Genomic DNA, 25693 nt, shown 5'->3' on the forward strand with positions numbered 1-25693 from the left:
GCCTGGGTTCGCCAGCGCCTACGACAGCGCTCCCAACACCCCGCGCGTCGCCTTGTCGATCTCCTCGACATAGCGGCGGCGGGCAAAGGTCTCGGTGAGGAAGCCGACCACCTTGCGGCTGTCGGTGGAATCGACCACCGCCAGCATCTCGGCTTCGGCCTCGTCGAACACCGCCATCGCCGACTTCACGTTCATTTCCGGGATCAGCACGATGTCGGTCAGGCGGGCGAGCTCGATCACCTGGATGTCGTCGGCGATGGTGTCGAGATCGCTGGAGAACAAATCGGGCAGCATGACGAGACCGACATATTCGTCGGAATTGTTGACGATGACGATACCGGGCCGCGATCCCAGCGCGAACTCGCGGCGCACCGCGGCGATCGTCGTGGTCGAGGGCACCTTGCCGACGTCGGAGCGCATCAGGCGCTCGACCGTGAGGTTGCGCAGCCAGCCGACGTCGTTGGCGCTACGGATGGTCTCGCCGCGCAGATGCAGGCGCCAGGTCGAGAAGGAATGCCCGAACATGAAGCGGACGCAGATCGAGGTGACGATGCAGCCGGCGAGCACCACGGCGGTGACGTCGACGTTGCGGGTCATCTCGAGCACCAGGAACGACATGGTCAGGGGGCCGCCGACGATGGCGACACCGAGCGTCGCCATTCCCGTCAGCATCGCGACCAGCGGATCGATGGCGAAGTTCGGGCTGATCAGGAGCAGCACCGCGGCAAAGAACTTGCCGATCAGGCTGCCGACGAACAGCGACGCGAAGAACAGGCCGCCGCGAAAGCCCGAGGCGAGCGAGATCAGGCAGGCCGTCACCTTCAGGGCGATGATCAACGCGATCAGGCCGATCGTCATGTCGTGAAACAGATCGAGCACCATGGCGCCATGGCCGGCCGCCAGCACCTGCGGGGTGATGATGGCAAAGCCGCCGACGATGAGACCCCCGGCCACCGGGCGGAGCCAGACCGGCAACCAGGCGAACAGGCGCTCGAACATCGGCGAGGAGCGCATCACGGCGATGCCGACGCCGCTGGTGATGAGCGCAAGCCCGATCAGCGCCAGATATTGCTCGACGCCGACGGCGCTGACCTTGGGGATCTCCAGCGAGTACGGCGCGCCGCCGAGCCATTGCGCGGTCAAGGCGCCGGCGAGGGAGGCTGCCAGGATCGGGGCCGCGCTGCCGACCGAGTAGACGCCGACGATCAACTCACAGGCATAGAAGGCGCCGGTGATCGGCGCGCCGAACGCCGCCGCGATCGCAGCCGCAGCGCCGCAACCGACCATCAGTCGCTGATCGTTGCGGCGCAGATTGAAGAACTTGCCGAACAGCGAGGCGATCCCGGAGCCGATCTGGGTATAGCCCGCCTCGAGACCGACCGAGGCGCCGCAGCCGTTGGAGATCAGCGTCTGGCTCGACACGATGACACTGTCGCGCATCGACAGATTGCCGCCGCGCAGCGCGTTGGCCTCGATCGGGTCGACCGCGCTCGAAATCTTCATCCGCCGCCGCGACCATTCCATGATACCGAGCGCCAGACCGCCGAGCGCAGGAGCGAGCAGCGCCGCCCATGGACTGACGCGAGCATTGGCCGACAGGCGCACGTCGACGGGAATGCCGTAGATCACCATATGGGCAATCTGCGCGATTTCGGCCATCAGCGTCACGATGGCGCCGGCCAGCGTGCCGATCACCAGCGCCAGCGGGATCAGGTAGAACTCATTGCTGCGCAGGAGGGCGCGCAGCCGAACCATCGTGCGGTTCGTCCCCTTGCCATCCACGAGATGCCTGATTCGCACCAACACCTTCTGCCCGCCCTACTCTTCCGACAGGCCGTAGCCGGCCATGCGCCGGCGGACCCGCTCGATCTCGGCGCTGGCGAGCAGCGGCGGTTGTCCGATCTGGAGGCAGCCATGATATTGCCGCGCCAGCGTTTCGACCTCGACGGCGAGCCACATCGCCTTGTCCAGCGTCTTGCCGGTCGCGATCATGCCGTGATGGTCCAGCAGGCAGGCAAACCGCCCCTCCAGCGCCCGCACAGCATGTTCGGACAGCTCCACGGTCCCGAACGTCGCATAGGGCGCGCAGCGGATGCTGTCGCCGCCGGCCGCCGCGATCATGTAGTGCACCGGAGGAATCTCCATGCCCATGATCGCCAGGATGGTGCAATAGGTCGGATGCGCGTGCACCACGGCGTTGACGTCATCCCGCGACTTCAGGATGTCGCGATGAAAGCGCCATTCGCTCGACGGCTTCTGATCGGGCGCGTGCGCGCCGTCCATGGTCATGAAGACGATCTGATCCGGCGTCATGGCCTCATAGGGCACGCTGGTCGGCGTGACCAGGAGCCCGTCCACATGCCGGACGGAGATATTGCCCGAGGTGCCCTGGTTGATGCCGAGCGCGTTCATGCGCCGGCAGGCGTCGATGATGGCCTGTCTCTTGGCGGCCTCGTCCGCTGTCATCGACATCCCGATTTCCTGACGATCGTCTCGTTAGACCCGAAGTACGTCAAAGCAATATGGCAGCGCAAGCGAAAGCGGCCCGGATCCGGTGCCACCTTGTCGCCCCGCCTGCCAAATCCGGCTCCTCGGGCGCTGGAACGATGGCTTCCGGGCTGACTTAGCCCAGCAAAGCCGCTTTGGAAATCACAGGAGACGGCAATGGGCGACAGTGGAATCGGAATGCTCCTCGGCCACCTCTCGGCCAACCTGCTCTGGCTCTGGTTCATCGGAGCCTTCGTGCTCGGCGGGGTTCTGGTCTATGGCGTGATGAAGGCCGGCCGCCTCAGGCGCAGCGAGCGGGCGCAGCTGGATCGCAATACCGAGGCACGGCAACGCCAGGAAGATCCTTACAATCGCGCGACGTGAGCCTTCGCCCGGCGCGCCGGTTGCCGTTTGGAACTTTCGTTCATGACGCGGCTTTGATCGCCTGAGGATTGAGGAGGGCGAGGCCTTCCCGTGTTACCTCATGAGGAGGACGTATGGCTAAAGCAAAGAAGCGCACGACCAAGAAGACCGCGACCCGCCGCCCGCGTCAGGCGCCGAAGATGCTCAGCGATCTGTTTCTGGAAACGCTGAAGGACATCTATTTCGCCGAGAACAAGATCATCAAGACCCTGCCGAAGATGGCCAAGGCCGCGCAATCGAAGGATCTGGCAGCCGCCTTCAACAAGCACCTGCGTGAGACCCAGGGCCAGGTCAAGCGTCTGGAGCAGATCTTCAAGATGCTGGGCAAGCCGGCGCGCGGCAAGCCCTGCGAGGCCATCAACGGCATCACCGACGAGGGCGCCGAGATCATGAAGGACTTCAAGGGCGCCCCGGCGCTCGACGCGGGCCTGCTCGCGGCCGCGCAGGCGGTCGAGCATTACGAGATCTCCCGCTATGGCACCCTGCGCACCTGGGCCGAGGAGCTCGGCATGCCGGACGCTGCAAAACTGCTTCAGGCGACGCTGGACGAGGAAGAGGCGACCGACCATACGCTGACCGAGCTCGCGACGTCCGTGATCAACCTCGAAGCGGAAGAAGAGTATCGCGACGCGGCCTGACCCGCGCCCAGCTCCAGGACAGAACGCCGCGGCCAAGGCCGCGGCGTTTGCTTTTGCGAACGCACGACGGCGCATGGCACGTCAGCGCCAGCGCACTGGATTTCCCGGGAACCAGCCCCATATGCAGGCTTTCCCACCCCTGAGCCCGCATCATGCAACCGAAGAATCCCCTCGACTGGATGCTGTCCGAAGCCCTGGACCAGCTGACGCGCGCCGACCGGCTGCGCCAGCAGTTCGGCCGTCAGGAAGCCTGCTGGGAGCCGCCGATCGACGTGCTCGAAACCGAGCACGAGCTGCTGATCCTGGTCGCGCTTCCCGGCGTCAATCCCGACAATGTCGAGACGGTCATTCATGACGGCGTGCTCGTCGTTTCCGGCCAGCGCACGCTTCCGCCAGAGCTTCGCAAGGCCCGCATCCACCGGCTCGAGCTGCCGCAGGGGCGTTTTGAACGCCGCATTGCATTGCCCGTCGGCCGCTACGCCATCAGCCGCTTCGTGATGGACGGCTGCGTCGCGCTGCGTCTCGCCAAATCCTGAGGTCGATCATGGCCACCGAACAGATGAACAACGAACAGACCAATAACGACGTGAAGATCCCCGACGACGCGCTGATCATCATCCCCGTGCGCGAGATGGTGCTGTTCCCAGGCGCCATCGCGCCGATCGCGATCGCGCGGCCGAAGTCGGTTGCCGCCGCGCAGCAGGCGCTGCGCGAGCAGCGGCCGATCGGCATCGTCCTGCAGCGCAGCCCCGAAACCGAGGAGCCGGGCCCGGACGATCTCTATCGGGTCGCGACCATCGCCAACATCGTGCGCTACATCACCGCGCCCGACGGCACCCATCACATCGTCTGCCAGGGCGTGCAGCGCGCGCGCATCCTCGACTTCCTGCCGGGGACGCCGTTCCCGGCCGCGCGGATCCAGCAGATTCCGGAGCCGACCACGAATTCGCCGGAGATCGAGGCGCGTGCGCTGAACCTGCAGCGCCAGGCGATCGAGGCAATCGAGTTGCTGCCGCAGGCGCCGCCGGAGCTGGCCGCGATGTTCCAGGGCACCACCGCGCCCGGCGCGCTGGCGGATCTGGCCACCTCGTTCATGGACATCAAGCCGCAGGACAAGCAGGAGGTCCTGGAGACCATCGACCTCGCCTTGCGCGTCGAGAAGGTGTCGAAGCATCTGGCCGAGCGGCTGGAGGTGCTGCGCATCAGCAACGAGATCGGCCAGAAGACCCGCGCCAGCTTCGACGAGCGGCAGCGCGAGGCGATCCTGCGCGAGCAGATGGCGACCATCCAGCGCCAGCTGGGCGAAGGCGACGGCAAGGCGGCCGAGGTCGCCGAGCTGACCGCTGCCATCGCCAAGGCCAACATGCCACCCGAGGCGGACGCCCACGCCAGGAAGGAGCTGCGCCGCTACGAGCGCATGCCGGAGGCTGCCGGCGAAGCCGGCATGGTCCGCACCTACCTGGACTGGCTGATCGAGCTGCCGTGGGCGCTGCCCGCGGAGAAGCCGATCGACATCAAGGCGGCGCGAGCCATCCTGGATGCCGATCATTTCGGCCTGGAGAAGATCAAGGGCCGGATCATCGAATATCTGGCGGTGCGCAAGCTGGCACCGCAGGGCAAGGCGCCGATCCTGTGCTTCGTCGGCCCGCCCGGCGTCGGCAAGACCTCGCTCGGACAATCAATCGCACGCGCGATGGATCGCCCCTTCGTGCGCGTCAGCCTCGGCGGCGTGCATGACGAGGCCGAGATCCGCGGTCACCGCCGCACCTATATCGGCGCGCTGCCGGGCAACATCATCCAGGGCATCAAGAAGGCCGGCTCGCGCGCCTGCGTCATGATGCTGGACGAGATCGACAAGATGGGCCGTGGCGTGCAGGGCGATCCCTCGGCCGCCATGCTGGAGGTGCTCGACCCCGAGCAGAACGGGACGTTCCGGGACAATTACCTGGCCGTGCCCTTCGACCTCTCGCGCGTGGTGTTCATCGCGACCGCCAACATGCTGGACCAGATCCCGGGTCCGCTGCTGGATCGCATGGAGCTGATCAGCCTCGCCGGCTACACCGAGGAGGAGAAGCTGGAGATCGCGAAGCGCTATCTGGTGCGGCGGCAGCTCGAGGCCAACGGCTTGACGGCCGAGCAGGCCGAGATCGAGCCGGACGCGCTGAAGCTGGTGGTCAAGGGCTACACCCGCGAGGCCGGCGTGCGTAATCTCGAGCGAGAGATCGGCAAGCTGTTCCGGCATGCCGCGGTGCAAGTCGCGGAAGGTTCGGCCGCCAAGGTCGTGGTGACGGCCAAGGACATCGGCACCGTGCTCGGCCAGCCGCGCTTCGAGGGCGAGATCGCGCAGCGCACCAGCATTCCGGGCGTGGCCACCGGCCTTGCCTGGACGCCTGTCGGCGGTGACATCCTGTTCATCGAGGCCTCGCGCGTCCCCGGCCGGGGCGGCATGATCCTGACCGGCCAGCTCGGCGAGGTCATGCGCGAGAGCGTGCAGGCTGCGCTGACGCTGGTGAAGAGCAAGGCCACGCAGCTCGGCATCGATCAGTCGGTGTTCGAGAAGAGCGACATCCACGTTCACGTTCCCGCGGGCGCAACCCCGAAGGACGGACCGAGCGCGGGCGTTGCGATGTTCACGGCGCTGACGTCCCTGCTCACCAACCGCACGGTGCGCAGCGATACCGCCATGACCGGCGAGATCTCGCTGCGCGGCCTGGTGCTGCCGGTCGGCGGCATCAAGGAGAAGGTGGTGGCTGCGGCCGCCGCCGGATTGAAGCGGGTGATGCTGCCGGCACGCAACAAGCGGGACTATGACGACATCCCGAAGAGCGCGCGGGACAACCTCGAATTCATCTGGCTGGAGCGCGTCGACGAGGCCATCGCCGCGGCGCTCGAGCCGGCCGAGGCTCAAATCGATGCGAAGGTCGAAGCGGCGGAGTGACGACGATGAAGAAACTGCTGGAGAAAGCGAAGCGATCGCGGAAGACGCAGCGGCTGCGCCAATTGCTCGATCGCGCGGTCGACCGGGTGCGCGATGCGATCGCAGGGCCCGAACCGCGGCTTCAGCCGATCCCGGTCCGGGTGAAGCGCCGCAAGGGTTGAGCCCTCCGTCTCAGGCCCTCGCGACTGCCCCAATCAAAAGGCCCCCTCCTATGCGAGGGGGCCTTTGCATTGTTAGCCCACGGCGTCCTTGGCCGCCTTGACCGGGCGGGCGCGGACGATCTTGCGGGCCGGCTTGGCCTTGAACATCATCTCTTCACCCGTGAACGGGTTGGTGCCCTTGCGAGCCTTGGTCGCGGGCTTCTTGATGACCACGAACTTGGCGAAGCCCGGCACCAGGAACAGGCCGTTCTTCTTGAGCTCCTTGTGACCGACGTCGGTCAGCGTCTCCATGACGCTCTTGACGTCGCGCTTGGAAAGCTCGGTAGCGGTCGCAATCTTTTCGATCAACTGCGATTTGGACATCTGGGTTGCCATCGTGTCTCCTCTGATTCGTGACGGCTGCATATTAGACCAACCGGCGAAGGCCTATAGCCTTCTGCACAGTTTTGTCGCGGTTTTACGGGCATTTTTGGCCTTCTGTGGCAAAAAACCCTGCATTTTAGCCACTTCCAGTGCGGAAGAAGCCTCGCGCAGCGGATTTTGCCTTGTTTCAAAGGCCCGCACGACTTCTTGCTAGAACTGATTCGCCGCTTTCGACAAGCGTCGACCGGCCTCTTTGTATGAGGAGGCGCGCGTTTCACCCTAGAAAATAGGGCTAGATGCGCTCGATGATGATGGCCGGCGCCATACCGCCGGCGGCGCACATGGTGACGAGACCACGCTTGAGATCGCGCCGTTCGAGTTCGTCGAGCACGGTGCCGATCAGGATCGAACCGGTGGCACCGATGGGATGGCCGAGCGCGATCGAGCCGCCATTGACGTTGACCTTGGCGCGATCAAGCCCGAGGTCGCGGATATATTTTTCCGCGACCACCGCAAATGCCTCGTTGATCTCGAACAGGTCGATGTCGTCGACGGTTAAGCCGGCCTTCGCCAGCACCTTGCGCGTCGCCGGCACCGGCGCGTTCAGCATCAGGGTCGGCGAGTCCCCCATGTTGGCCATCGCGACGACACGGGCGCGGGGCTTGAGACCATGCGCTCCGGCGTAAGCGGGCGAAGCCATCAGGATCGCAGCGGCACCGTCGACAACGCCGGAGGAGTTGCCGGCGTGGTGCATGAAGTCGATGTTCAGATCCGGGTACTTCTGCAGGATGAGGCCGCGATAGGTCGTGCCCTTGTCATCGATCGCATAGTCGGCGATTGCCGGGAATGCCGGCTTGAGGCTGCTGAGGCCTTCCATCGTGGTCTGCGGCCGCGGATATTCCTCGTGGTCGAGCGCGAGGCTGCCATCCTCGCGGTGGACGGGCACGAGGCTCTTGTCGAAGTGGCCGTTCGCGATCGCGTGCGCGGCGCGCTTCTGGCTCTCGAGCCCGAGCGCATCGACGTCCCGCCGCGTGATGCCTTCCAGCGTCGCGATCGCATCCGCGCAGACGCCCTGATGCGATTGCGGATGCCGCGCGCGCAGGCGCAGATTGCCGCTATCCATCATCATCGGACCGCTGCCGCCGCGGCGTCCTTCCATCGACATCATCTCGCAGCCGCCGGCGATGACGAGGTCTTCCGCGCCCGCCATGATCGAGGAGGCCGCCATGTTGACGCTGGTGATGCCGCTTCCGCAGAACCGGTCGAGCGTCACGGCGCTGGCGCGCACGTCGTAACCGGCATCGAGCGCCGACATCCGGCCGAGATCGCCGCTTTGGGTCGCGACCTGCGCGCTGCAGCCCCAGACGATGTCGTCGACATCGGCGGTATCGATGCCGGTGCGGTCTGCGAGCGCGCGCAGCACGGTGGCACCGAGCTGCTGCGGATGAATGCCCGACAATGCTCCCTTGCCGGCCTTGCCGACGCCGCGCGGGGTTCGGCAGGCATCGATGATCAGCGCGTCAGCCATGGGCGTTGTCCTCTTGTTGTGGGTTGTTGAGGATGTTCTGAATAAGGGAGAGAGGAGAGTCAATGCGAGACGTTTACCGCTTCGCACCCTGGATTTTCCGCTGCGCGGTTAGCGCTGAAAGTCTCCGTGACGTCTTGGCCGGGTCGGTCCCGGGCATGACGGCCTCTGGTGCGCGCGGAAGGAAACCGGCTACGCTCCCGCCGCGTTCTTCGCGATCACGTTGCGGTAGAAGCTGGCGCTGAGTTTGGGCGTGCGCACCTGGGTGTCGAAATTGACGTGGTAGAGCCCGAAACGCTTGTTGAGCCCGTAGACCCACTCGAAATTGTCCATCAGGCTCCAGAGGAAATAGCCGCGCACCGGCACGCCCTCGGCGGTGGCGCGCTGGAGCTGGGCGAGATAGTTGCGCAGATACATGATGCGGTCGGTGTCGTAGATCTTGCCGTCGGGCGTGACGGCGTCGTCGCCGGAGGCGCCGTTCTCGCTGATGTAGATCGCATCCGTCTTCCAGATCTTCGCCGCCAGCTTCGGCACCCAATAGAGCGTCTCCGGCCCGACGCGCAGCCAGTCCGAGTTCATGTGCGGGAACGATTTCGGGATCGGCAGCGGCATGAAGCCCGCGCCCTGGTCGGAGGCCACGACATAGTTCTGCGGCGCGTAGATGTTGAGGCCGAGGAAATCGACCGGCGAGGAGATGATCTTCAGCTCCGCATCGGTGAATTTCGGCGCGTTCGGCCCGGCGAATTTCAGGAAGGCATCGGTATAGCGGCCCGACATGATGACGTTGAGATAGCCGGCGTTCATCTCGCGCAGCGCGATCTCGGCGGCGCGAACGTTCTCAGGCGTGTCGATGGCTGGCGCGCAGGCATCGATGTTCTCGGCCGGCCCCACCCTCGTGCCGCGGCGGCCGCTGGCGCGCACCGCCTGCACCGCGAGCCCGTGTGCGAGCGCGCTATTGTGCCTGATCTGGTTGACCTCGGCTTGCGGCAGCGTCAGGCCCGGCGCGTCGATGCCGATGCCGTAACCGAAATAGACGAAGCGGCCGCTCTCGTTCAGCGTGAACACGTTCTTGACGCGGTCGGTCAGATGCTTGGCGACATAGGCGGCGTAGTCGCCGAAGATCTTGCAGGTCTCCGTCGAGCGCCAACCGCCGAAGCGATCCTGCAGCGATTGCGGCAGGTCCCAGTGATAGAGCGTCAGCCACGGCTCGATGCCGTTCTTCAGGAGCTCGTCGACCAGACGATTGTAGAAGTCGAGTCCCTTCGGGTTGGGCTGGCCGTCGCCGTCCGGGAACAGCCGCGGCCAGGCCACCGAGAAGCGATAGGCCTTGCAGCCGAGATCCTTGATGAGCGCAATGTCTTCCTTGTAGCGGTGATAATGCTCATTGGCGCGGTCGCCATTGGTGCCGTCCTCGATCTTGCCGGGGATGCGCACGAACTTGTCCCAGATCGAGGCCCCTCGCCCGTCCTCGTTGACCGCGCCCTCGACCTGATAGGACGAGGTCGCCGTGCCCCAGACGAAGCCCGCCGGAAAGCCGGCGCGCGGCGGCAACGCCGGCTTCGCCTTTGCTGCACCGAGCGGACCGGTCAAGCCGGCCGCGGACAGCCCCGCGAGTTTCGCGAACCGGCGACGCGAGACCTTGTCCGACATTGATGCTTCTCCGCTTCCAAACTGTTGCGGGCGCACAATGGCGAGTCCATGGCGATTTGAGAAGCAAGCTTTGGGACAAGCCGGATGCAGATTCGCGCGACCTGGGGCGCGACATATGGATGCGGGCATGCCCCGCGCCGGCGCCCTCGATCAGCGCGAGCGCTTCGGCAACTTTGGCAGCTTGTCGGGGTTGAACGCCGGGAACTGCTCGGTTCGCGCCGGTGCCGGCGGCTGCTGTTCGGTCAGGATGAGCGTGCCCCTGAGGATCATTCCGGGCGCTTGTCGTGTCGTCGCGGTGTAAGTCGCGATCTTGCCGGGGCAGTTTCCCTCGATCTCCAAAGTGAGGTCGTCATCCACGCCGAACACCGTCGCACGCCCCTCTATCCGTCCGTCGGTATGGCGCTTTGTTATTACGGTGGCGGTGAAGCGATCTCCATCGATCCGGCACGAGCCTTGATACGTCATCAGGCTATCGCGACCCCAGATCTGCCCATCCGCGAGATGGACGATCCCGGTCCCCTGGTCGAGCGGCGTCTCGTACCACGCCGCGTATGTGCCGTCCTTCAGCATGGGAGCGGTCTCCCTTGGCCATTCCCCCGCGCGACAATCCGCATGAATAGCGCTAAGAAAGCGTTAATCGCGAGGCCCGTGCCAATCCGGCCTTGCCCTGCGCAGCTCGGCCTCAAGATCTTCGACGATGCCGTGAAGCAGGCACGCGGCAAGCGGATCCGTCACCTCCCGTTCCAAATGCCGATAACGCGCGATCTGGCACTCCTGCTCGGTCAATTGGCGCTCTGTCATCACACCGGCCCTCCGACAAACTGACGCGGAGAGCGCCCGGCAGTTGCATTAAAATTTTCAGATCATTTGACATAGTTTCCGGTTCGTGAAGACGGGGCTGCACGGAACTTCGGCCGCGCCGGGCCACATCGTCCCTAGGCGCCCCTGCTCTAGGAGGGCAGACGAAGCCAGACGTCCCTGCTCGCCAGCGTGCCGTTCGGCGTGGCGATCTCCATGTCCACAACGTGCAGAGAGCCGGGCTCGTCTGAATAGACGTACCTGAGGTGCCACATCAGGCCCAGATCCGGCGAAATGACAAAATCGTCCAATCCGTCGGTGATATCTCGAACGGCCTCGCGGTGCGTCAAGGGTGCAGAAAACATCGCATCGATGAGGTCGGCGAGGCTCATGCCCTCGACGAGCATAAGTCGCGCGATCTCGTCACCGTAGACGTGCCGAAGCGCTGTAACGATAGCAGCGACGGCATCCGGATTCTTCAACGCCACAGCAAAGCGAGCCTCCGAAGCCATCATGCCGGAGGCGGGATATTCTGCAAGCTCAGCGTGCGCCATCGCGGAACAGGAGGCGCTGCGTCCGGCCGCGGCCTTTCCTAGAACGTCACCCGCATCCCCGCGTAGAACGCGCGCGGCCTCGCCGGGCTCAGCGAGCGCGGGTCGGTGAAGTCGTTGCCGCCGTTGGTGAAGTTGGGCAAGGCTTCGCGGTCGAAGAACTGTCCGTAGGTGGCGTAGCGCCTGTCGAAGACGTTGTCGACGCGGCCGTAAAGCTGGATGTTCTTCGCCACTTGGTAGGAGGTGCGGAGGTTGAACACCGTGTAGGACGGCAACTTGGAATATTGGTTGGATTCGTCGCCGACGAAATACTGGCTGGACACGAACAATGCGTTGCCGCCGACCTTCCAGACGTCGGTCACGGCGTAATCGATGCCGACCTTCACGCGGTGACGCGGGATCGCGGGAAGCTGGTTGCCGGGCGAAACCTGAATGGTCTCTGTCACGGGATCCCTGAACGGGCTTTCGGAGCCGAGCTCGAACGCATCGAGGTAGCGCGCGTCGACGAAGGCATAGCTCGCCTGGAACTGCAGCGTGGGAGACTTGATGCTGACCTCGGCCTCGAGCCCTTGACGCCTGGTCCGGCCGACATTGCTGAAATAGCCGAACCCGGTCCGCCCAACTGCGGGCACCGCGACGATGTCGTCGTAATTGGTCGCGCGGAACGCGCCGACCTTCCATCCGAGCGAGCCGATGTTCAGCTCCTTGGTGCCGCGGAGGCCGGCCTCGACGGTCTTGGAAACCACCTGCTTCAGCGGCGGGTCCGAGACGAGGAAGGCCGCGATGAGACAGGGCCGGGCCGGATCGGCGCAGCCGAGCTCGAGCGGCGTCGGCACGCGGTTGGCCTCGGAGTAACCGGCATAGGCCGTCAGCTCCGGCGTGATCTTGTAGGTGCCGCCGATCACCGGATTGAAACGGGTGAACGTGTGGTCGCCGTTGAGGGCGGACCCGAGCTGGTCTTCCAGGCTGATGCGCGCAACGTTGAAGCGGCCGCCGCCGGTGACGGCGAAGGCATCGGTGACGTTGAACGTGTCCATCGCGTACAGGCCGTTGTACTGATTGACGGTCCGCAGCGAGACGGGGCCGGCCACGGGATCGGCCACGGGCGTCGCGCCGAGGAAGACGCCGCTGCCGTTCACGACGTAATTTTCTCCCATCGAGCCGATTTCGGCGGTCGCGTTGTAGCGCGTGACGCTGGCGTCGTAGCTCGTGCCCATCACGAAGCGGTTGTCGTGCCCGAACAACTGATCGGTGTTGGTGGCCTGTCCCGACACGCCGAACGTGGTCGAACGGATCGAGCCCCGATCGATCTCGCCGAGGATGGTCCCCGGCGCAAAGGGATTGGCGAGTTGCACGCCGCCCGCGCCGTTCGCGGCCGTGGTGTCGTCGCCAAAGCACAGCAGCGCCGGATCCGCACCGCATTCCTGCGCGTCCGTCGGATTGCCGTCGACGATCTTCTGCTCGAACCTGCGCACATGGGCGGTGCCTTCGAGCGTCCAGGTCGGCGTCGCATCGACTTTTCCGGTCAGGTTGAGATAGCCGACGCGATTGGAGGTGGTCTGAGGCGTGGTGTAGGTCGCGCCCCAATATTTGTCGAGCAGCTCGGCCGGAACGGTAGCGCTGGCGCCGAAATCGTTCTTGGCGACGCCCATATTGGCGTGGAATTCGCTATCGCCGGTCTTGTAACCGACGTCGCCGTAGAAGCGCCGCACGGTCGATTGCGAGAAATTGCGGAAGCCGTTATCGCGCAGACCTTCGAGCGCGCCGTAGACGCCGTAGTTCTTGTCGACGGTCTTGCCCCACTGCGCCGAGCCCTGGATGCGGCCGAACGAGCCGCCCATCACGTCGATCTCGGCGCCCTGATAGGTGAAGCCGTCCTTCATTTGCAGGTTGATGGCGCCGCCCAGCGCGTTGAGTCCGAAGGCCGGGTTGTTGGTCACCAGCGTTACCGACCTGATGGCGGCGGTCGGGATCAGGTCCCAGTTGACGGCATCCGAGAACGCTTCGTTGATGCGGACGCCGTTCTGGTACACCGCAAGGCCCTGCGGCGTGCCGACCACGGGCGAAGCGACGAAGCCGCGGAATTCCACATCGGGCTGGAACGGATTGCCGGTGACCTCGGTGATGTTGACGCCGGCGATGTTGTCGCGCAGCGCGTCGGTGACGTTCAGCGAACCGGTGCGCCTGATCTGGCTCGCATCGACGGCGTTGATCGCCGACGGCACCTTATCGACGTCGAGGCCTCGGCCCGTGCCCGGCGCGGTCGGGTAGACGTAAAGGCGCGTCTTCGGAGCGGCGGACGACGGCGCCCCGATGCGCGCGACCGGCCGCGTCGGCGCGGTACGCCTCGCCACCGACGGCGGCGGCGCCGCGACTTCGACCGGCGGCAGATTCTGGACGTTGGTCTCCTCGTCCTGCGCGGCCAGAGCGGGGCTCGCGAAAACCACCCCGGACACCAGACCTGATGACACCGAGGCCATCAACAAACGACACCTGAACGAAAGAACCTTGCCCATCCCCGCCTTCCCATCCGTGACCACCGGCTGTTTTGATCTTCGCCGTTTGGTTGAGACGAGTGTATGCGGCCGTCGCAATCCCGCCAGCCACAAAAGGTCGGGCATTATCCGCTCCCGATCTCCCGACCAAATCGGGAAGATTTCCCGATCATTTCGGGAGCGATCAGGCCGCGGAAGTCGGAACCAGTGCCTCCACCGTCAATCCGCCATCGCCGGAGACGACGTTGAGCGTACCGCCCAACGCCAGGATCCGCTCCCGCATGCCGACGAGGCCGAAGCCGAGCTTCTGATCCGGCTCCATGCCGCGGCCATTGTCGCTGACCCGCACCCGGGCGCAGACGCGGCCGTCCTGCGCCATCTGCTCCGCCGGCTCGATCACGACATTGACCGAGGTTGCGCCGGCGTGGCGGAACACGTTGGTGAGCGCCTCCTGCACGATGCGGTAGATGGTGAGGTCGGCGGTCTCGCCGGTTGGGCCCAGCGCGGTTGAGATCGACGTCTCGATCGCGACATCCGGATGCGATTCCCGCCACAGCCGCGACAGTGATTCCAGCGCCTGGCGCAGACCGAGTTCCGCAAGGCCGACGGGGCGCAGGCGCTCCAGCACGCGGCGATTGAACTGCTGCAGCGCGTTGATCTGCTCCAGCATGGCGCTGCCGTGTTTTCGCACGGCGTCGGCACTGGGAACGCGCCCATCCGCCTGCTTCGCCAGCGCGCCGGCATGCGCGCGCAACGAGAACAGATACGGCCCGAATTCGTCGTGGAGCTCGCGCGCGATCTCCTTGCGCTCGATGTCCTGGAGCGACACCGCGCGCTCGGCGAGGCGCCGCTTGTCCTCGACCGCCTCGCCCAGCGTCGCGGCAAGGTGGTTGAGCCTGGTGCAGATCGCGGCAAGCTCCGGCGCGCCGCCCGGTGTGACACGGGCCTCGTAATGTCCGCCTTCCAGCTCCCCCATTGCCTCCGCCAGCGCCCGCAGCGGCGCCAGCGCCCGGCCGACCACGTTCATCATAAGCAAGAACAGCGCCAGCGCGATCGCCGAGCCGACCTCGAGCTGGGTCACGACGCCGTCCCAGATCTCCGCGATCTCGTCATCGGGATGCGAGGTGATCAGGAGCGAACCGGGCTTGCCATGGATCGAGACCGGCACGCTCACCGCGGTCTGCTCGGGATGAACCAGGCTGACGAACCAGGCCGGCGGCCCGCGCGTGTCGGCGTCAGCGTCAAGCCGGGGCGGCGTCTGCGGATTGCCCGCGGCATCGCGGAGCGTGATGCTGACATGGCGGAGGCGGCTGAGGTCGCGCGCGATCTGGTTCAGCCTGGCATCCGGATCGGGCGCCTCGTTGAGATCGGAAACGATCATCTCGATGAATTCGCGCGCGAGCCGGATCACGCTCTGGTCCTCGGCCTGCACGCGCGGAGCTGCCTCCGCGACCTGGCGGCCGATATTGACAGCGAGCCCCAGCGCCAGCAGCAACGCCAGCAAGAGGTTGATGCGCCCGCGCAAGGATAGATTTTGCCACATTGGTGTCGCCCGTGCCTCGCGAAGCCTCGCCCGCCCCGGTCCGATGGCGTTGACAGGGCCGAAGCGGCGGATACTAATCGGAAGCGTACAGCAATCCCGGCCGGGCGCGAAACAGGCCGACGCTGTCACAAGGAAACGCCTATGCGCATTCTGATCGTCGACGATCATCCCATTGTCGCCTCCGGCTGCCGTGCCGTGCTGGCCGACGAGGGTGAGATCGAGATTTTGGAGGCCGCCGACGCCGAGGATGGCGAGTGCGTCTTCATCGTCGAACGCCCCGACCTCTGCATCATCGACATCAATTTGCCGACCGTCTCCGGATTCGAGCTGGCGCGCCGCATCCTCGAGCGCGCGCCCGAGGCCCGCATCATCATGTTCAGCATGAACGACGATCCGGCCTTTGCCGCGCGCGCGATCGAATGCGGCGCCAAGGGCTACGTCTCCAAGACCGGCGACCCCGACGACCTCGTCGAGGCGATCCGCGCCGTCGGCGGCGGCGGCACGTATTTGCCCAGCGCGATCGCGCGCAGCATCGCCTTCGCCGGGCCGACGCTGGCGCAAAGCCCGCTGTCCAAGCTGAACCCGCGCGAGATGGAGATCCTGCGGCTGCTCAGCGCCGGCAAGAGCCTGTCCGAGATCGCCTGGCTGGTGCAGTCGTCCTACAAGACGGTCGCCAACACCTCGTCCATCATGCGCCAGAAGCTCGGGGTGAAGACCTCGGTCGAGCTGGTGCGGCTGGCGATCGACAGCGGCGTCGCCTGACGACGCCACAAATTTCGGTCACATAAGCGTTGCAATCTCGATGTGGTGCGATGCCACGGAGCTCCAAGGCATGACGATTCAGACTGTCTCGACCAACAAATCCTACGGCGGCGTGCAGGGTGTCTATCGCCATGCCAGCCAGGCGACCGGAACCGACATGGTGTTCTCGGTCTATGTTCCCCCGCATGCCGACGGCGCCAGGCTGCCCGTGGTCTGGTACCTCTCCGGGCTCACCTGCACCCATGCCAACGTCACCGAGAAGGGCGAATTCCGCAAGGCCTGCGCCGAGCTCGGCCTGATCTTCGTTGCGCCCGACACCTCGCCGCGCGGCGCCGACGTGCCTGATGATGCCAACAACGCCTATGATTTCGGCCTGGGGGCCGGCTTCTATGTCGACGCGACCGAGGCACCTTTCGCGCGCAATTACCGGATGTGGAGTTATGTCACCGACGAATTGCCGAAGCTCGTGACGGGAAATTTTCCCGTCGATGCCAAGCAGCAATCGATCATGGGCCATTCGATGGGCGGTCACGGCGCGCTGACGGTGGCGCTGCGCAACCCGCACCGCTATCGCGCCGCGAGCGCGTTCGCGCCGATCGTGGCGCCCTCGCTCGTGCCCTGGGGCATCAAGGCGCTGACCGGCTATCTCGGACCGAACAAAGACGCCTGGCGCGGCCATGACACGGTGGCGCTGATCGAGGACGGCGCGAGGTTTTCCGGCTTCCTGGTCGACGTCGGCGAGGCCGACAATTTCCTGAAGGAACAGCTCAAGCCGGAGCTGCTCGAAGCCGCCTGCAGCAAGGCGAACATCCCGCTGACGCTGCGGCGTCAGCCGGGCTACGACCACAGCTATTATTTCATCTCGACCTTCATGGGCGATCATCTGCACTGGCATGCGGAGAAGCTGAAGGGGTAGGGATCGCTCGCTGCCTTCTTCCTTCTCCCCTTGTGGGAGAAGGTGGCGCGCAGCGCCGGATGAGGGGTTGTCTCCGCGAACCAAGTAAGAGTTGGATTCGCGGATAGGACCCCTCACCCGTCTCGCCGCTCCGCGGCGAGCCACCCTCTCCCACAAGGGGCGAGGGAGCAGCGGCGCACGCCGCGAGACTCTACTCCCGCTTGCCGTAATTCGGCGCCAGCAGCCGGTTACGGATCAAATAGCTCATCGTGCGGGTCCAGGATTCATCGGTGTTGCCGCGCATGTCGGCGCTCGCCGCCATGATCATGTTTCCGGTCTTCACGTCGCGCAGATAGATGTTGAGGTTGATGATCAGGTTCGAGACCTTCTGCACCATGCCGGTGATCTCGAGGTCAGCGCCCAATTCGCCGGCAAGCTTGAGGTCGCAGCCGCCGCACGCCTGCAAATTCGCGTGACGGGCGGCGTCCCTGACCGGCGCGATGTCGAGCACCTGGAACCTGCCGGACTCCGTCAGTTCCTTGCGCAGCTGCTGGCTGATGAGCACGAGCCGCGCCTCTTCCGGCCTGGAGCCGTAGAACTCCCCGGGCAGGCTGGTGTCGATCAGCTCGAAATCGAACACGGCAAGCCTGAGTGAATCGGCGCGCGCGATCGACGGCGTCAACAGCAAAGCTAGGATCGCCATCAATGCTCGCATGATCGTGATGCCGCCGCGCGCGGGGACGAAATGCGGGGTTGCATGCCCTGACAAATTGGTCATGCTTGAAGCAGAGACAATTCTCCACCTGCGGTCAAGCCGGGGGGATCGCTCGGAGGAAACATGATCCGATGGTTGGCCGGTCTGATTGGCTTGGGTCTTGCTGCGACGAGCGCGCTCGCGGCGGAGCCTGCCCTGATCGGCATCGGCTATCTCGGCATCGCCGGTAGCCGATCGACACTGTCGCTGGTCGAGCAGCCTGCGGAGAATGACGGCATCGCCGGTGCACGCCTCGCGATCGAGGACAATAACACAACCGGCAAATTCCTGGGTCAGCGCTTCGTACTGGAAGAGCGCCGCATCAGGGAAGGCGAGGACGTCGTTCAGGCCGCCACCGCGCTTGCGGAGAAGAACGGCTTCATCATCACCGACCTGCCGGCCGATGCGCTGCTGAAAGTCTCGGACGCCTTGCGCGACCGCGGCACGCTGCTGTTCAACGCCGGCGCGATCGACGAGCGGCTGCGCGAGGCCGATTGCCGCGCCAATGTGATCCACACCGCGCCGACGCGGGCGATGCTGGCGGACGCGCTCGGGCAATATCTCGTCTGGAAGAAGTGGTCGCGCTGGCTGCTCGTGGTCGGCTCGCATGACGAGGACAAGCTATTCGCGCACGCGCTCCGGCGCACCGCCACGCGGTTCGGCGCCAAGATCGTGCAGGAGCGCAGTTTCGAGGACAAGGGCGGCGCCCGTCGCACCGATAGCGGCGTGACGCTGATCCAGCGCCAGATGCCCGTCTTCACCCAGCAGGCGCCCGCTTATGACGTGCTGGTCGCCGCCGACGAGAGCGAGGTGTTCGGCGCCTACCTGCCCTATCGCACCTGGGATCCCCGCCCCGTCGCGGGTTCGGCAGGTCTCGTGCCGCGCAGCTGGGACGCATCGCAGGACCAATGGGGCGCGATCCAGATGCAGAACCGCTTCATGAAGCTGAATTCACGGCGCATGTCGGCGCTCGACATGCAGGCCTGGACCGCGGCCCGCATGATTGGAGAGGCGACCTCGCGCACCAATTCCGGCGACGTCAAGAAGGTTACGGACTTCATCAAGGGCCCGGACTTCTCGGTCGCAGCCTTCAAGGGCACGCGGCTGACCTTGCGAGACTGGAATCTGCAACTGCGCCAGCCGATCCTGCTGGTCGACGGCCGCATGGTGGTCTCGGTCTCGCCGCAGGAAGGATTTCTGCACCAGGTCTCCGAGCTCGACACGCTCGGCTATGATCGTCCGGAGAGCAAATGCAAGCTGAAGTGAGCGATGTGAGATGAGTTCGAGCTATTACGGCGGCGACGCTGCGCCCCCTCCCCCGCTTGCGGGGGAGGTGAAGACCGCCCGCGGACAGAGATCGCGTATATCAGAGGCGGCGTTGCTGGTAGCGTTCACGCTCACAGCGGCGCCTGCCCATGCGTTCATCGCTTATGTCTCGAACGAGAAGAGCAATACCGTGACGGTGATCGACACCGACAGCTGGACCGTGACCAAGACCATCAAGGTCGGCCAGCGCCCGCGCGGTATCGATTTCACGCGCGACGGCAAGTTCGTGATGGTCGCGGTCGGCGACGACGACACCATCCAGATGATCGACGCCAAGACGCAAGCCGTGGTGGACAGCCTGCCCTCCGGACCCGACCCGGAATTGTTCGCACAGGATGCCGCCGGCAAGATCCTCTACGTCGCCAACGAGAACGACAATACGGTGACCGTGATCGACCTCGAGAAACGCGCCCGGCTCGGCGACATCCAGGTCGGCGTCGAGCCCGAGGGCATGACCATCAGCCCCGACGGCAAGACGCTGATCAACACGTCGGAAACGACCAACATGGCGCATTTCATCGACACCGCCTCGCGCCAGATCGTCGCCAACGTGCTGGTCGATGCGCGGCCGCGCTTTGCCGAGTTCAAGCACGATGCTTCCGAACTGTGGGTCTCCTCCGAGATCGGCGGCACCGTCTCGGTGATCGACCCGAAGAAGCACGAGGTGATCGGCAAGGTCACGTTCGAAATTCCGGGCCTGCGCAAAGAGGCGATCCAGCCGGTCGGCATCGGCATGACCAAGGACGACAAGACCGCCTTCGTCGCGCTCGGGCCGGCCAACCGCATCGCCGTGGTCGACGTGGCCTCGCGCAAGGTGACGAAATATCTGCTGGTGGGTCAGCGGGTCTGGCACATGGCGTTCACGCCCGATGAAAAATATCTGCTCACCACCAATGGCGTGTCGAACGACGTCTCCGTCATCGACGTCGCCGCACAAAAGGTGATCAAGACCATTCAGGTGGGCGAGTTGCCCTGGGGCATCACGATCGCGCCATGACCAGCCCTGCTCCGAGTCCCCAACCACAGGCGGCGCCGGAGCCGAATACGGCGGCGGTGCCGGCGCTGTCGATCGACGGCGTCAGCCATGCCTATGGATCGCGGCGGGCGTTGATCGACGTCTCCTTCAACGTGCAGCCGGCGAGCTTCACGGCCCTGCTCGGCCTCAACGGCGCCGGCAAGAGCACGCTGTTCTCGCTGATCACCCGGCTGTTCGGCATCCAGAGCGGCCGGGTCGGCATTTTCGGCCACGACATCAGCAAAAGCCCCGGTGAGGCGCTGCGGCTGCTCGGCGTCGTGTTCCAGCCGCGCACGCTCGATCTCGACCTGTCGCTGACGCAGAACCTGCTCTATCACGCCGCGCTCCATGGCATCAGCCGGAGCGAGGCCGCAGCACGCAGCGCCGATCTGCTCGGCCGCATCGGGCTCGCTGACCGCGCCGGCAGCAAGGTGCGCGATCTCTCGGGTGGGCAGATGCGGCGGCTGGAAATCGCGCGCGCGCTGCTGCACCGGCCGCGGCTATTGTTGCTCGACGAGCCGACCGTCGGCCTCGACGTCAAGGCGCGCGCCGACATCATCAACCAGGTCCGTCAGCTCGTGACGGAGCAAGGCATCGGCGTGCTCTGGGCCACGCACCTGTTCGACGAGATCATGCCCAGTGACGACCTCGTGGTGCTGCACCAGGGACGAGTGCTGGCGAAGGGGCCGATGAGCCGCGTCGTGACCGAAGCCGGGGCACAGGACGTCAACACCGCCTTCATGCGGTTGACGGGCGCGCAGACCATGCCGGGAGGCGGCGCATGAGCAGCATCACGACGCGTGACACCCCGCGCGGCTTCTCGGTCCAGGAGTACCTGACCTGCCTCACAGGCATCGTCTGGCGCGAAGGCCTGCGCTTCCTGCATCAGCGAGAGCGCTTCGTCTCGGCGCTGGTGCGACCGCTGGTGTGGTTGTTCATCTTCGCCGCCGGCTTCCGCCAGGTGCTCGGCATCTCCATCATCCCGCCCTACGAGACCTACATCCTCTACGAGGTCTATATCGCACCCGGGCTGATAGCGATGATCCAGCTCTTCAACGGCATGCAGTCTTCGCTGTCGATGGTCTACGACCGCGAGATGGGCAACATGCGCACGCTGCTGGTGAGCCCGCTGCCGCGGGGCTTCCTGCTGTTCTGCAAGCTGCTGGCGGGCACCGCGGTGTCGCTGCTGCAGGTCTATGCGTTCCTTCTGATCGCCTGGTTCTGGGACATCAGCCCGCCGTCATCGGGCTATCTCACCGTGCTGCCGGCGCTGATCCTGTCCGGGCTGATGCTGGGCTCGCTCGGCATGCTGATCTCCTCCGGCATCAAGCAGCTGGAAAGCTTCGCCGGCGTCATGAACTTCGTCATCTTTCCGATGTTCTTCGCCTCGTCCGCGCTGTATCCGCTGTGGCGGGTGCAGGAAGGCAGCCCCTATCTGTACTATCTCTGCGAGACCAATCCGTTCACCCATGCGGTCGAGCTGATACGTTTTGCGCTGTACGGGCAGATCAACTGGATCTCGCTGTCGGTGGTCGCGGCCTGCACAATCGTCTTCATGATCGGCGCGATTTGGGCCTATGATCCCTCGCGCGGGCTGGCGCGACGGGGGCCCGCAGGAGGCGAGGGATGAAGGTTCTGGCGATGGCTGTTGTGGCGCTCGCGCTGTCGGGCACGGCCGCCCGCGCGGCCGATCCGCGCTACCCCAACTGGCCCTGCACGCAAGCCAAGGTGCCGGAGATATCGCTCGCCGCCGTCTGGGCTGGTCCTGCGCTCGACGACGCCGAGACCAAGTGGAAGAACGATGCGAAGATCACCGCGCTGGTCGCGAAACTGTCGGCGCGCAAGACGCCGATGGACGAAGCCGAGAAGTCGGTGAAGGACTTTCTGGCCGCCTCTTCCACCGACAAGACCAACAACGCAAAGCTGCTGTTCGCCGGCCTGTTCGACACGCTCAACGCGCAGCGCTCCCAGGTGATGAACGGGCTCGAGCGCGTCAGCCGCAAGCAGCGCGAGGCCGCCGACAAGATTCGCGAGGAGACGATTCAACTCCAGGCCCTCCAGGGCGCCACGCCGCGCGACGAGACCAGGGTCGAGGCACTCAGCAACGAACTGATCTGGAAGACCCGCATTTTCGAGGACCGCAACAAGGTCGTGCGATTCGTCTGCGAGGTTCCAACCACGATCGACCAGCGCCTGTTCGCGCTCGGCCGCGTGATTCAGCAGGAATTGGACTAGCGTCCGCATCGCTGGCGCTGACGACGGTTCCCGAATCGGCCCGTTAACCTTTGCCCTGCTATCTGCCGGAACCAAATCGAGCTAGGATGGCTTGTCGAAGTGAACTCCAAGACGTCGGGAGGCCTCGATGGGAACCACCAGATTTATATTTGCAGGCGCTGCGGCCCTCAGCCTGCTCGCAACCAGCGCTCTTGCCGACGACATGACCGGAATGGTCATGCGGATCGATCGGCTCAACGGCACGATCTCGATCCAGCAGACGCAGAAGGGCACGGTCGGCGGCAGCGCCGGCGGTGCCGGCGCGCTCCAGGAATACAAAACCAAGGACGCCGCGATGCTGGAGTCCGTTCATGCCGGCGACAGGGTGAACTATTCTGCCACCGACAACAACGGCACCGGCACGCTGACGAAGCTGCAGAAGCAGTAGCGGACTTACCGCAGCAATGGACTGGTCGACGCAGCGCGATGCTGCGTTCACATCCATTGCGAGGAGCACTCGCGACGAAGCAATCCAGAGTCCCTGCGTGGAAAAATTCTGGATTGCTTCGCTGCGCTCGCCATGACGAGGAGGCGACAATCCGTCCCCATCGAGATACCTATTGCTCCGGCCTCGCCTCCGGCTGCGCTTCGTCCGTCGGCAGCTTCGCACGCTCCCAGCCATCCGTACCATCCGGATACCACGCGACATTGGAATAGCCGTACGTCAGCGCGCGCTTGGCGGCGTTCCAGGACATCCAGCAATCGGCGAGGCAATAGATCACCAGCAGCGCCGCCTTGTCGCCGCGCGAGGCCTGTGCGAGGCCGCGCTGAAGATAATCGTCCATCGCCGGCGGCAAGCTGCCGTAGCCGGTATCCGGCAGCCAGATGCTGCCCGGAATGTTCTTGCGCGGCGCATCGCGCCACACCGTACCTGCGGGAAGGTTCTTCGGCTTCGGCGGCCGCGGCAGCACGTCGACGAACGCACCGCTCTTTGCGCGCCAGATCGCTTCGGCTTCGACCGTATTGAGTACGCGCGCGCCGGCGAGCGTCGCCGGCACCGGGGCGCGATAATTGTCGGTACGGTAACCCTCGGGCTCGAAAGGCTCCTGCTGCTGCGCAAATGCCGGCACCGCGAAGGCGGCAACGACGAGCGCAGCGGCAAGACGCCGTCTCATGGCGCCTTCTTGGCGGTCTCCGCGCCGAGCGGCTTGTTGTTCTCGTCGAGCAGCGGAACGCCGAAGTCGAGCAGGATCTTGTTGATCTCGCCCTGGTTCTCCTGGATCAGCTTGTTGAGCTGTCGCTTCCAGTTCTGGTCGGCGGGACGCACGCCCATGCCGATGCGATAGACCAGCTTCGGCCCCGTGGTTTCCTTCACCAGCGGCGTGACGTGAAGCGAGCCGACCTTCTTCGCGTAGTAGCCAGCCATCGGTCCCCACAGCACCCCGGCGTCGATCTTGCCGGCGGCGAGATCGTCGATCATCGCTTGCGCCGAATTGTCATAGCGCGTGTCGATCATCAGCGGATAGGGTTTTGCATCGCTCATCAGGCCGGCAATGGCCATGTTGGTCGCCGGCGGCGTGCCGGCGACAATGCCGACATGCTTGCCCTTCAGCTTCGCGTCTTCGAGCGTGTCGACGTCTTCGAGCCCGCTGCCGGCCTTGGCGACCAGCGCATAGCTCGTGCGGTAATAGGGATTAGTGCCCTGCACGACGTCATCGCCTTGCGGAAAGCCCATGATGACGTCGCAGCGGTGCGCGCCCAGCGTCATCCGCACGAAGCCGGTGGCTTGCGGGAAGAAAACGTAGTCGAGCTTCTTCTTGAGCTTGTCGGCAAACAGCTCGGCCAGCTTGTTCTCTATCCCCTCGCCCTTTTCGTTCGAGAACGGCAAATTGCGTGGATCGGCGCAGACACGTAGCACATTCGGGTCGACCAGTTCGAACGAGAGGTCGCCGCTGTCATTGGTCTGTGCGATGGCGACATCGCCGAATGCACAGCACGCAACCAGTGCCCCCAGTGAAAACAACCAGCGACGATGTCGTCCGGCCTCCGTCATCGTGCTTCCTCCTCGTTTTGTTTGAATGCTATCCATGCAACGCATGATGCGCCATGTTTCGCCAGACTCTGCTGGCTTTACCTTGTTGCAGTGCAATGCAGCCCATTCTTTGAACTGAGGCGGAAAAGTGTCTCGCATTGCTCGAATGATCGCCTTGTCCCTGCTGGGGATAGCCACGCTAGCACGGGCCGGGGCGGTCGAATTGCCTGTGAGCGAAGTCGCAACCGGAATCTTCGTACACTCCGGGGCCATTGCCCTGATGACCCGCGAGAACGAGGGCGACATTGCCAATGTCGGCTTCATCGTGGGTGACGAGGCCGTGGCCGTCGTCGACACAGGCGGCAGCCTCCGTGAAGGCGAGGCCCTGCTCGCCGCCGTGCGGGCCCGCACCGACAAGCCGATCCGCTATGTCATCAACACCCACGGCCACCCCGACCACGTCTTCGGCAACGCCGCTTTCGCCGCCGGCGGCACCAGCTTCGTTGGCCACAGCAAGCTGCCGCAGGCGCTGGTGACGCGCGGGCCCTACTATCTCGACAATTTTCGTCGCATCATGGGTCGTGAACTCATTGATCCCGTGAAGATCATTCCTCCGACCCTGCTGGTTTCGGACACGATGACGCTTGATCTCGGATCGCGCCGTCTCGTCTTGCGCGCATGGCGGGCCGGGCACAGCGACAGCGATGTGACCGTGTACGACGAGGCGACGAAAACCCTGTTCGCCGGCGACCTCGTCTTTCTCCGCCACATTCCGGTCATGGATGGCAGTATCCGCGGCTGGCTCGACACGTTGAAGGAATTGGAGACCATTCCTGCGCGTCGCGTCGTTCCCGGTCACGGACCCGTGAGCGACTGGCCTGCCGCGCTGGCCGACGAGCGACGTTACCTGTCAACGCTGCTGTCCAACGTCCGCGCGCTGAACAAGAACGGCGAGCCGATCCGGGCCGCCGCCGAGAAGGCGGCCGCGGAGGAGCGATCGCGCTGGGAACTGTTCGGCGATTACAACGCCCGGAACGCAACTGCAGCATTTTCGGAAATTGAATGGGAGTAGCAGGCGCGCTACGATAGCCGCGAGAGATCAGCTTCGCTGACCACGAGATCA

At 64.9% G+C, this 25693-nt stretch carries 27 protein-coding genes; 14 read left to right on the forward strand and 13 right to left on the reverse strand.

Going from position 1 to position 25693, the window contains the following annotated elements; translation table 11 throughout:
• Positions 1-18 precede the first annotated feature (18 nt).
• Together CIT40_RS24795 and CIT40_RS24800 are read right to left on the reverse strand one after the other, a co-directional pair.
• Positions 19-1806: a chloride channel protein gene (locus CIT40_RS24795; RefSeq protein ID WP_094891273.1), complete on the reverse strand. Its 1788-nt coding sequence runs from the start codon at positions 1804-1806 to the stop codon at positions 19-21.
• Between the two features lie 12 nt (positions 1807-1818).
• The gene (locus CIT40_RS24800; RefSeq protein ID WP_193550883.1) at positions 1819-2472 is read right to left on the reverse strand and encodes a class II aldolase/adducin family protein; all 654 of its coding nucleotides are present in this window, start codon (positions 2470-2472) and stop codon (positions 1819-1821) included.
• Positions 2473-2664: 192 nt separating this feature from the next.
• On the opposite strand from CIT40_RS24800, the gene CIT40_RS24805 reads away from it, so the two are divergent.
• From CIT40_RS24805 to CIT40_RS24825, 5 genes are all read left to right on the forward strand, one after another.
• Positions 2665-2871, forward strand: coding sequence for a hypothetical protein (locus CIT40_RS24805; protein ID WP_094891272.1), 207 nt, complete (start codon positions 2665-2667; stop codon positions 2869-2871).
• Between the two features lie 113 nt (positions 2872-2984).
• The gene (locus tag CIT40_RS24810; protein ID WP_094891271.1) at positions 2985-3548 is read left to right on the forward strand and encodes a YciE/YciF ferroxidase family protein; all 564 of its coding nucleotides are present in this window, start codon (positions 2985-2987) and stop codon (positions 3546-3548) included.
• A 152-nt stretch (positions 3549-3700) separates the two neighbouring features.
• Complete coding sequence (locus tag CIT40_RS24815; RefSeq protein ID WP_094891270.1) at positions 3701-4084, forward strand: Hsp20/alpha crystallin family protein; 384 nt, start codon at positions 3701-3703, stop codon at positions 4082-4084.
• An 8-nt stretch (positions 4085-4092) separates the two neighbouring features.
• Complete coding sequence (gene lon / locus CIT40_RS24820) at positions 4093-6486, forward strand: endopeptidase La (RefSeq protein WP_094891269.1); 2394 nt, start codon at positions 4093-4095, stop codon at positions 6484-6486.
• Between the two features lie 5 nt (positions 6487-6491).
• Positions 6492-6647: a hypothetical protein gene (locus CIT40_RS24825; protein ID WP_167443372.1), complete on the forward strand. Its 156-nt coding sequence runs from the start codon at positions 6492-6494 to the stop codon at positions 6645-6647.
• Between the two features lie 72 nt (positions 6648-6719).
• Here the strand turns inward: CIT40_RS24825 and CIT40_RS24830 are convergent, their stop codons facing one another.
• The 8 genes from CIT40_RS24830 to CIT40_RS24865 form a co-directional block, all read right to left on the reverse strand.
• Entirely contained in the window at positions 6720-7022 is a 303-nt protein-coding gene (locus CIT40_RS24830; protein ID WP_094891268.1) for an HU family DNA-binding protein, read from the reverse strand.
• Positions 7023-7302: 280 nt separating this feature from the next.
• On the reverse strand, positions 7303-8538 hold the full coding sequence (locus CIT40_RS24835) for an acetyl-CoA C-acetyltransferase (RefSeq protein ID WP_094891267.1): 1236 nt from the start codon (positions 8536-8538) through the stop codon (positions 7303-7305).
• A gap of 189 nt (positions 8539-8727) precedes the next feature.
• Positions 8728-10185 carry a GH1 family beta-glucosidase gene (locus CIT40_RS24840; protein ID WP_094891266.1) on the reverse strand — a complete coding sequence of 486 codons (1458 nt, stop codon included), beginning with the start codon at positions 10183-10185 and terminating at the stop codon, positions 8728-8730.
• A gap of 150 nt (positions 10186-10335) precedes the next feature.
• Positions 10336-10755, reverse strand: a complete 420-nt coding sequence (locus tag CIT40_RS24845; protein ID WP_094891265.1) for a hypothetical protein — start codon at positions 10753-10755, stop codon at positions 10336-10338.
• 63 nt (positions 10756-10818) lie between these two features.
• On the reverse strand, positions 10819-10986 hold the full coding sequence (locus CIT40_RS24850; RefSeq protein ID WP_167443373.1) for a hypothetical protein: 168 nt from the start codon (positions 10984-10986) through the stop codon (positions 10819-10821).
• Between the two features lie 149 nt (positions 10987-11135).
• Positions 11136-11498 carry a hypothetical protein gene (locus CIT40_RS24855; RefSeq protein ID WP_094891264.1) on the reverse strand — a complete coding sequence of 121 codons (363 nt, stop codon included), beginning with the start codon at positions 11496-11498 and terminating at the stop codon, positions 11136-11138.
• Positions 11499-11575: 77 nt separating this feature from the next.
• On the reverse strand, positions 11576-14050 hold the full coding sequence (locus CIT40_RS24860; RefSeq protein ID WP_193550884.1) for a TonB-dependent receptor: 2475 nt from the start codon (positions 14048-14050) through the stop codon (positions 11576-11578).
• 163 nt (positions 14051-14213) lie between these two features.
• Positions 14214-15572, reverse strand: coding sequence for a histidine kinase (locus CIT40_RS24865; RefSeq protein ID WP_094891262.1), 1359 nt, complete (start codon positions 15570-15572; stop codon positions 14214-14216).
• A gap of 141 nt (positions 15573-15713) precedes the next feature.
• On the opposite strand from CIT40_RS24865, the gene CIT40_RS24870 reads away from it, so the two are divergent.
• Both CIT40_RS24870 and fghA read left to right on the forward strand, forming a co-directional pair.
• A complete protein-coding gene (locus CIT40_RS24870; protein ID WP_094891261.1) occupies positions 15714-16334 on the forward strand; it encodes a response regulator in 621 nt (206 codons plus the stop codon).
• 70 nt (positions 16335-16404) lie between these two features.
• Positions 16405-17250, forward strand: a complete 846-nt coding sequence (gene fghA, locus CIT40_RS24875; protein WP_094891621.1) for an S-formylglutathione hydrolase — start codon at positions 16405-16407, stop codon at positions 17248-17250.
• Between the two features lie 190 nt (positions 17251-17440).
• Here the strand turns inward: fghA and CIT40_RS24880 are convergent, their stop codons facing one another.
• The gene (locus CIT40_RS24880) at positions 17441-18007 is read right to left on the reverse strand and encodes a DUF3280 domain-containing protein (protein ID WP_094891260.1); all 567 of its coding nucleotides are present in this window, start codon (positions 18005-18007) and stop codon (positions 17441-17443) included.
• Positions 18008-18067: 60 nt separating this feature from the next.
• On the opposite strand from CIT40_RS24880, the gene CIT40_RS24885 reads away from it, so the two are divergent.
• The 6 genes from CIT40_RS24885 to CIT40_RS24910 all read left to right on the forward strand — a co-directional run bounded on the left by CIT40_RS24885 (position 18068) and on the right by CIT40_RS24910 (position 22986).
• Positions 18068-19249, forward strand: a complete 1182-nt coding sequence (locus tag CIT40_RS24885; protein WP_094891259.1) for an ABC transporter substrate-binding protein — start codon at positions 18068-18070, stop codon at positions 19247-19249.
• A gap of 112 nt (positions 19250-19361) precedes the next feature.
• Positions 19362-20306, forward strand: coding sequence for a YVTN family beta-propeller repeat protein (locus tag CIT40_RS24890; RefSeq protein WP_334265215.1), 945 nt, complete (start codon positions 19362-19364; stop codon positions 20304-20306).
• On the forward strand, positions 20303-21109 hold the full coding sequence (locus CIT40_RS24895) for an ABC transporter ATP-binding protein (RefSeq protein WP_094891258.1): 807 nt from the start codon (positions 20303-20305) through the stop codon (positions 21107-21109). Before CIT40_RS24890 ends, CIT40_RS24895 begins: the two co-directional genes overlap by 4 nt.
• Positions 21106-21954 (forward strand): ABC transporter permease, encoded by an 849-nt coding sequence (locus CIT40_RS24900; protein WP_094891257.1) that lies wholly within the window; start codon positions 21106-21108, stop codon positions 21952-21954. Before CIT40_RS24895 ends, CIT40_RS24900 begins: the two co-directional genes overlap by 4 nt.
• On the forward strand, positions 21951-22559 hold the full coding sequence (locus CIT40_RS24905) for a hypothetical protein (RefSeq protein WP_094891256.1): 609 nt from the start codon (positions 21951-21953) through the stop codon (positions 22557-22559). Before CIT40_RS24900 ends, CIT40_RS24905 begins: the two co-directional genes overlap by 4 nt.
• A 127-nt stretch (positions 22560-22686) precedes the next feature.
• Positions 22687-22986, forward strand: a complete 300-nt coding sequence (locus CIT40_RS24910; protein ID WP_094891255.1) for a copper-binding protein — start codon at positions 22687-22689, stop codon at positions 22984-22986.
• Between the two features lie 169 nt (positions 22987-23155).
• Here the strand turns inward: CIT40_RS24910 and CIT40_RS24915 are convergent, their stop codons facing one another.
• Together CIT40_RS24915 and CIT40_RS24920 are read right to left on the reverse strand one after the other, a co-directional pair.
• The gene (locus tag CIT40_RS24915; protein ID WP_094891254.1) at positions 23156-23713 is read right to left on the reverse strand and encodes a PQQ-dependent catabolism-associated CXXCW motif protein; all 558 of its coding nucleotides are present in this window, start codon (positions 23711-23713) and stop codon (positions 23156-23158) included.
• Positions 23710-24591: a substrate-binding domain-containing protein gene (locus CIT40_RS24920; RefSeq protein WP_094891253.1), complete on the reverse strand. Its 882-nt coding sequence runs from the start codon at positions 24589-24591 to the stop codon at positions 23710-23712. Before CIT40_RS24920 ends, CIT40_RS24915 begins: the two co-directional genes overlap by 4 nt.
• 127 nt (positions 24592-24718) lie before the next feature.
• On the opposite strand from CIT40_RS24920, the gene CIT40_RS24925 reads away from it, so the two are divergent.
• On the forward strand, positions 24719-25642 hold the full coding sequence (locus CIT40_RS24925) for a quinoprotein relay system zinc metallohydrolase 2 (protein WP_094891252.1): 924 nt from the start codon (positions 24719-24721) through the stop codon (positions 25640-25642).
• Positions 25643-25693: the final 51 nt, after the last annotated feature.

This window comes from Bradyrhizobium amphicarpaeae, assembly GCF_002266435.3.
GTDB lineage: Bacteria > Pseudomonadota > Alphaproteobacteria > Rhizobiales > Xanthobacteraceae > Bradyrhizobium > Bradyrhizobium amphicarpaeae.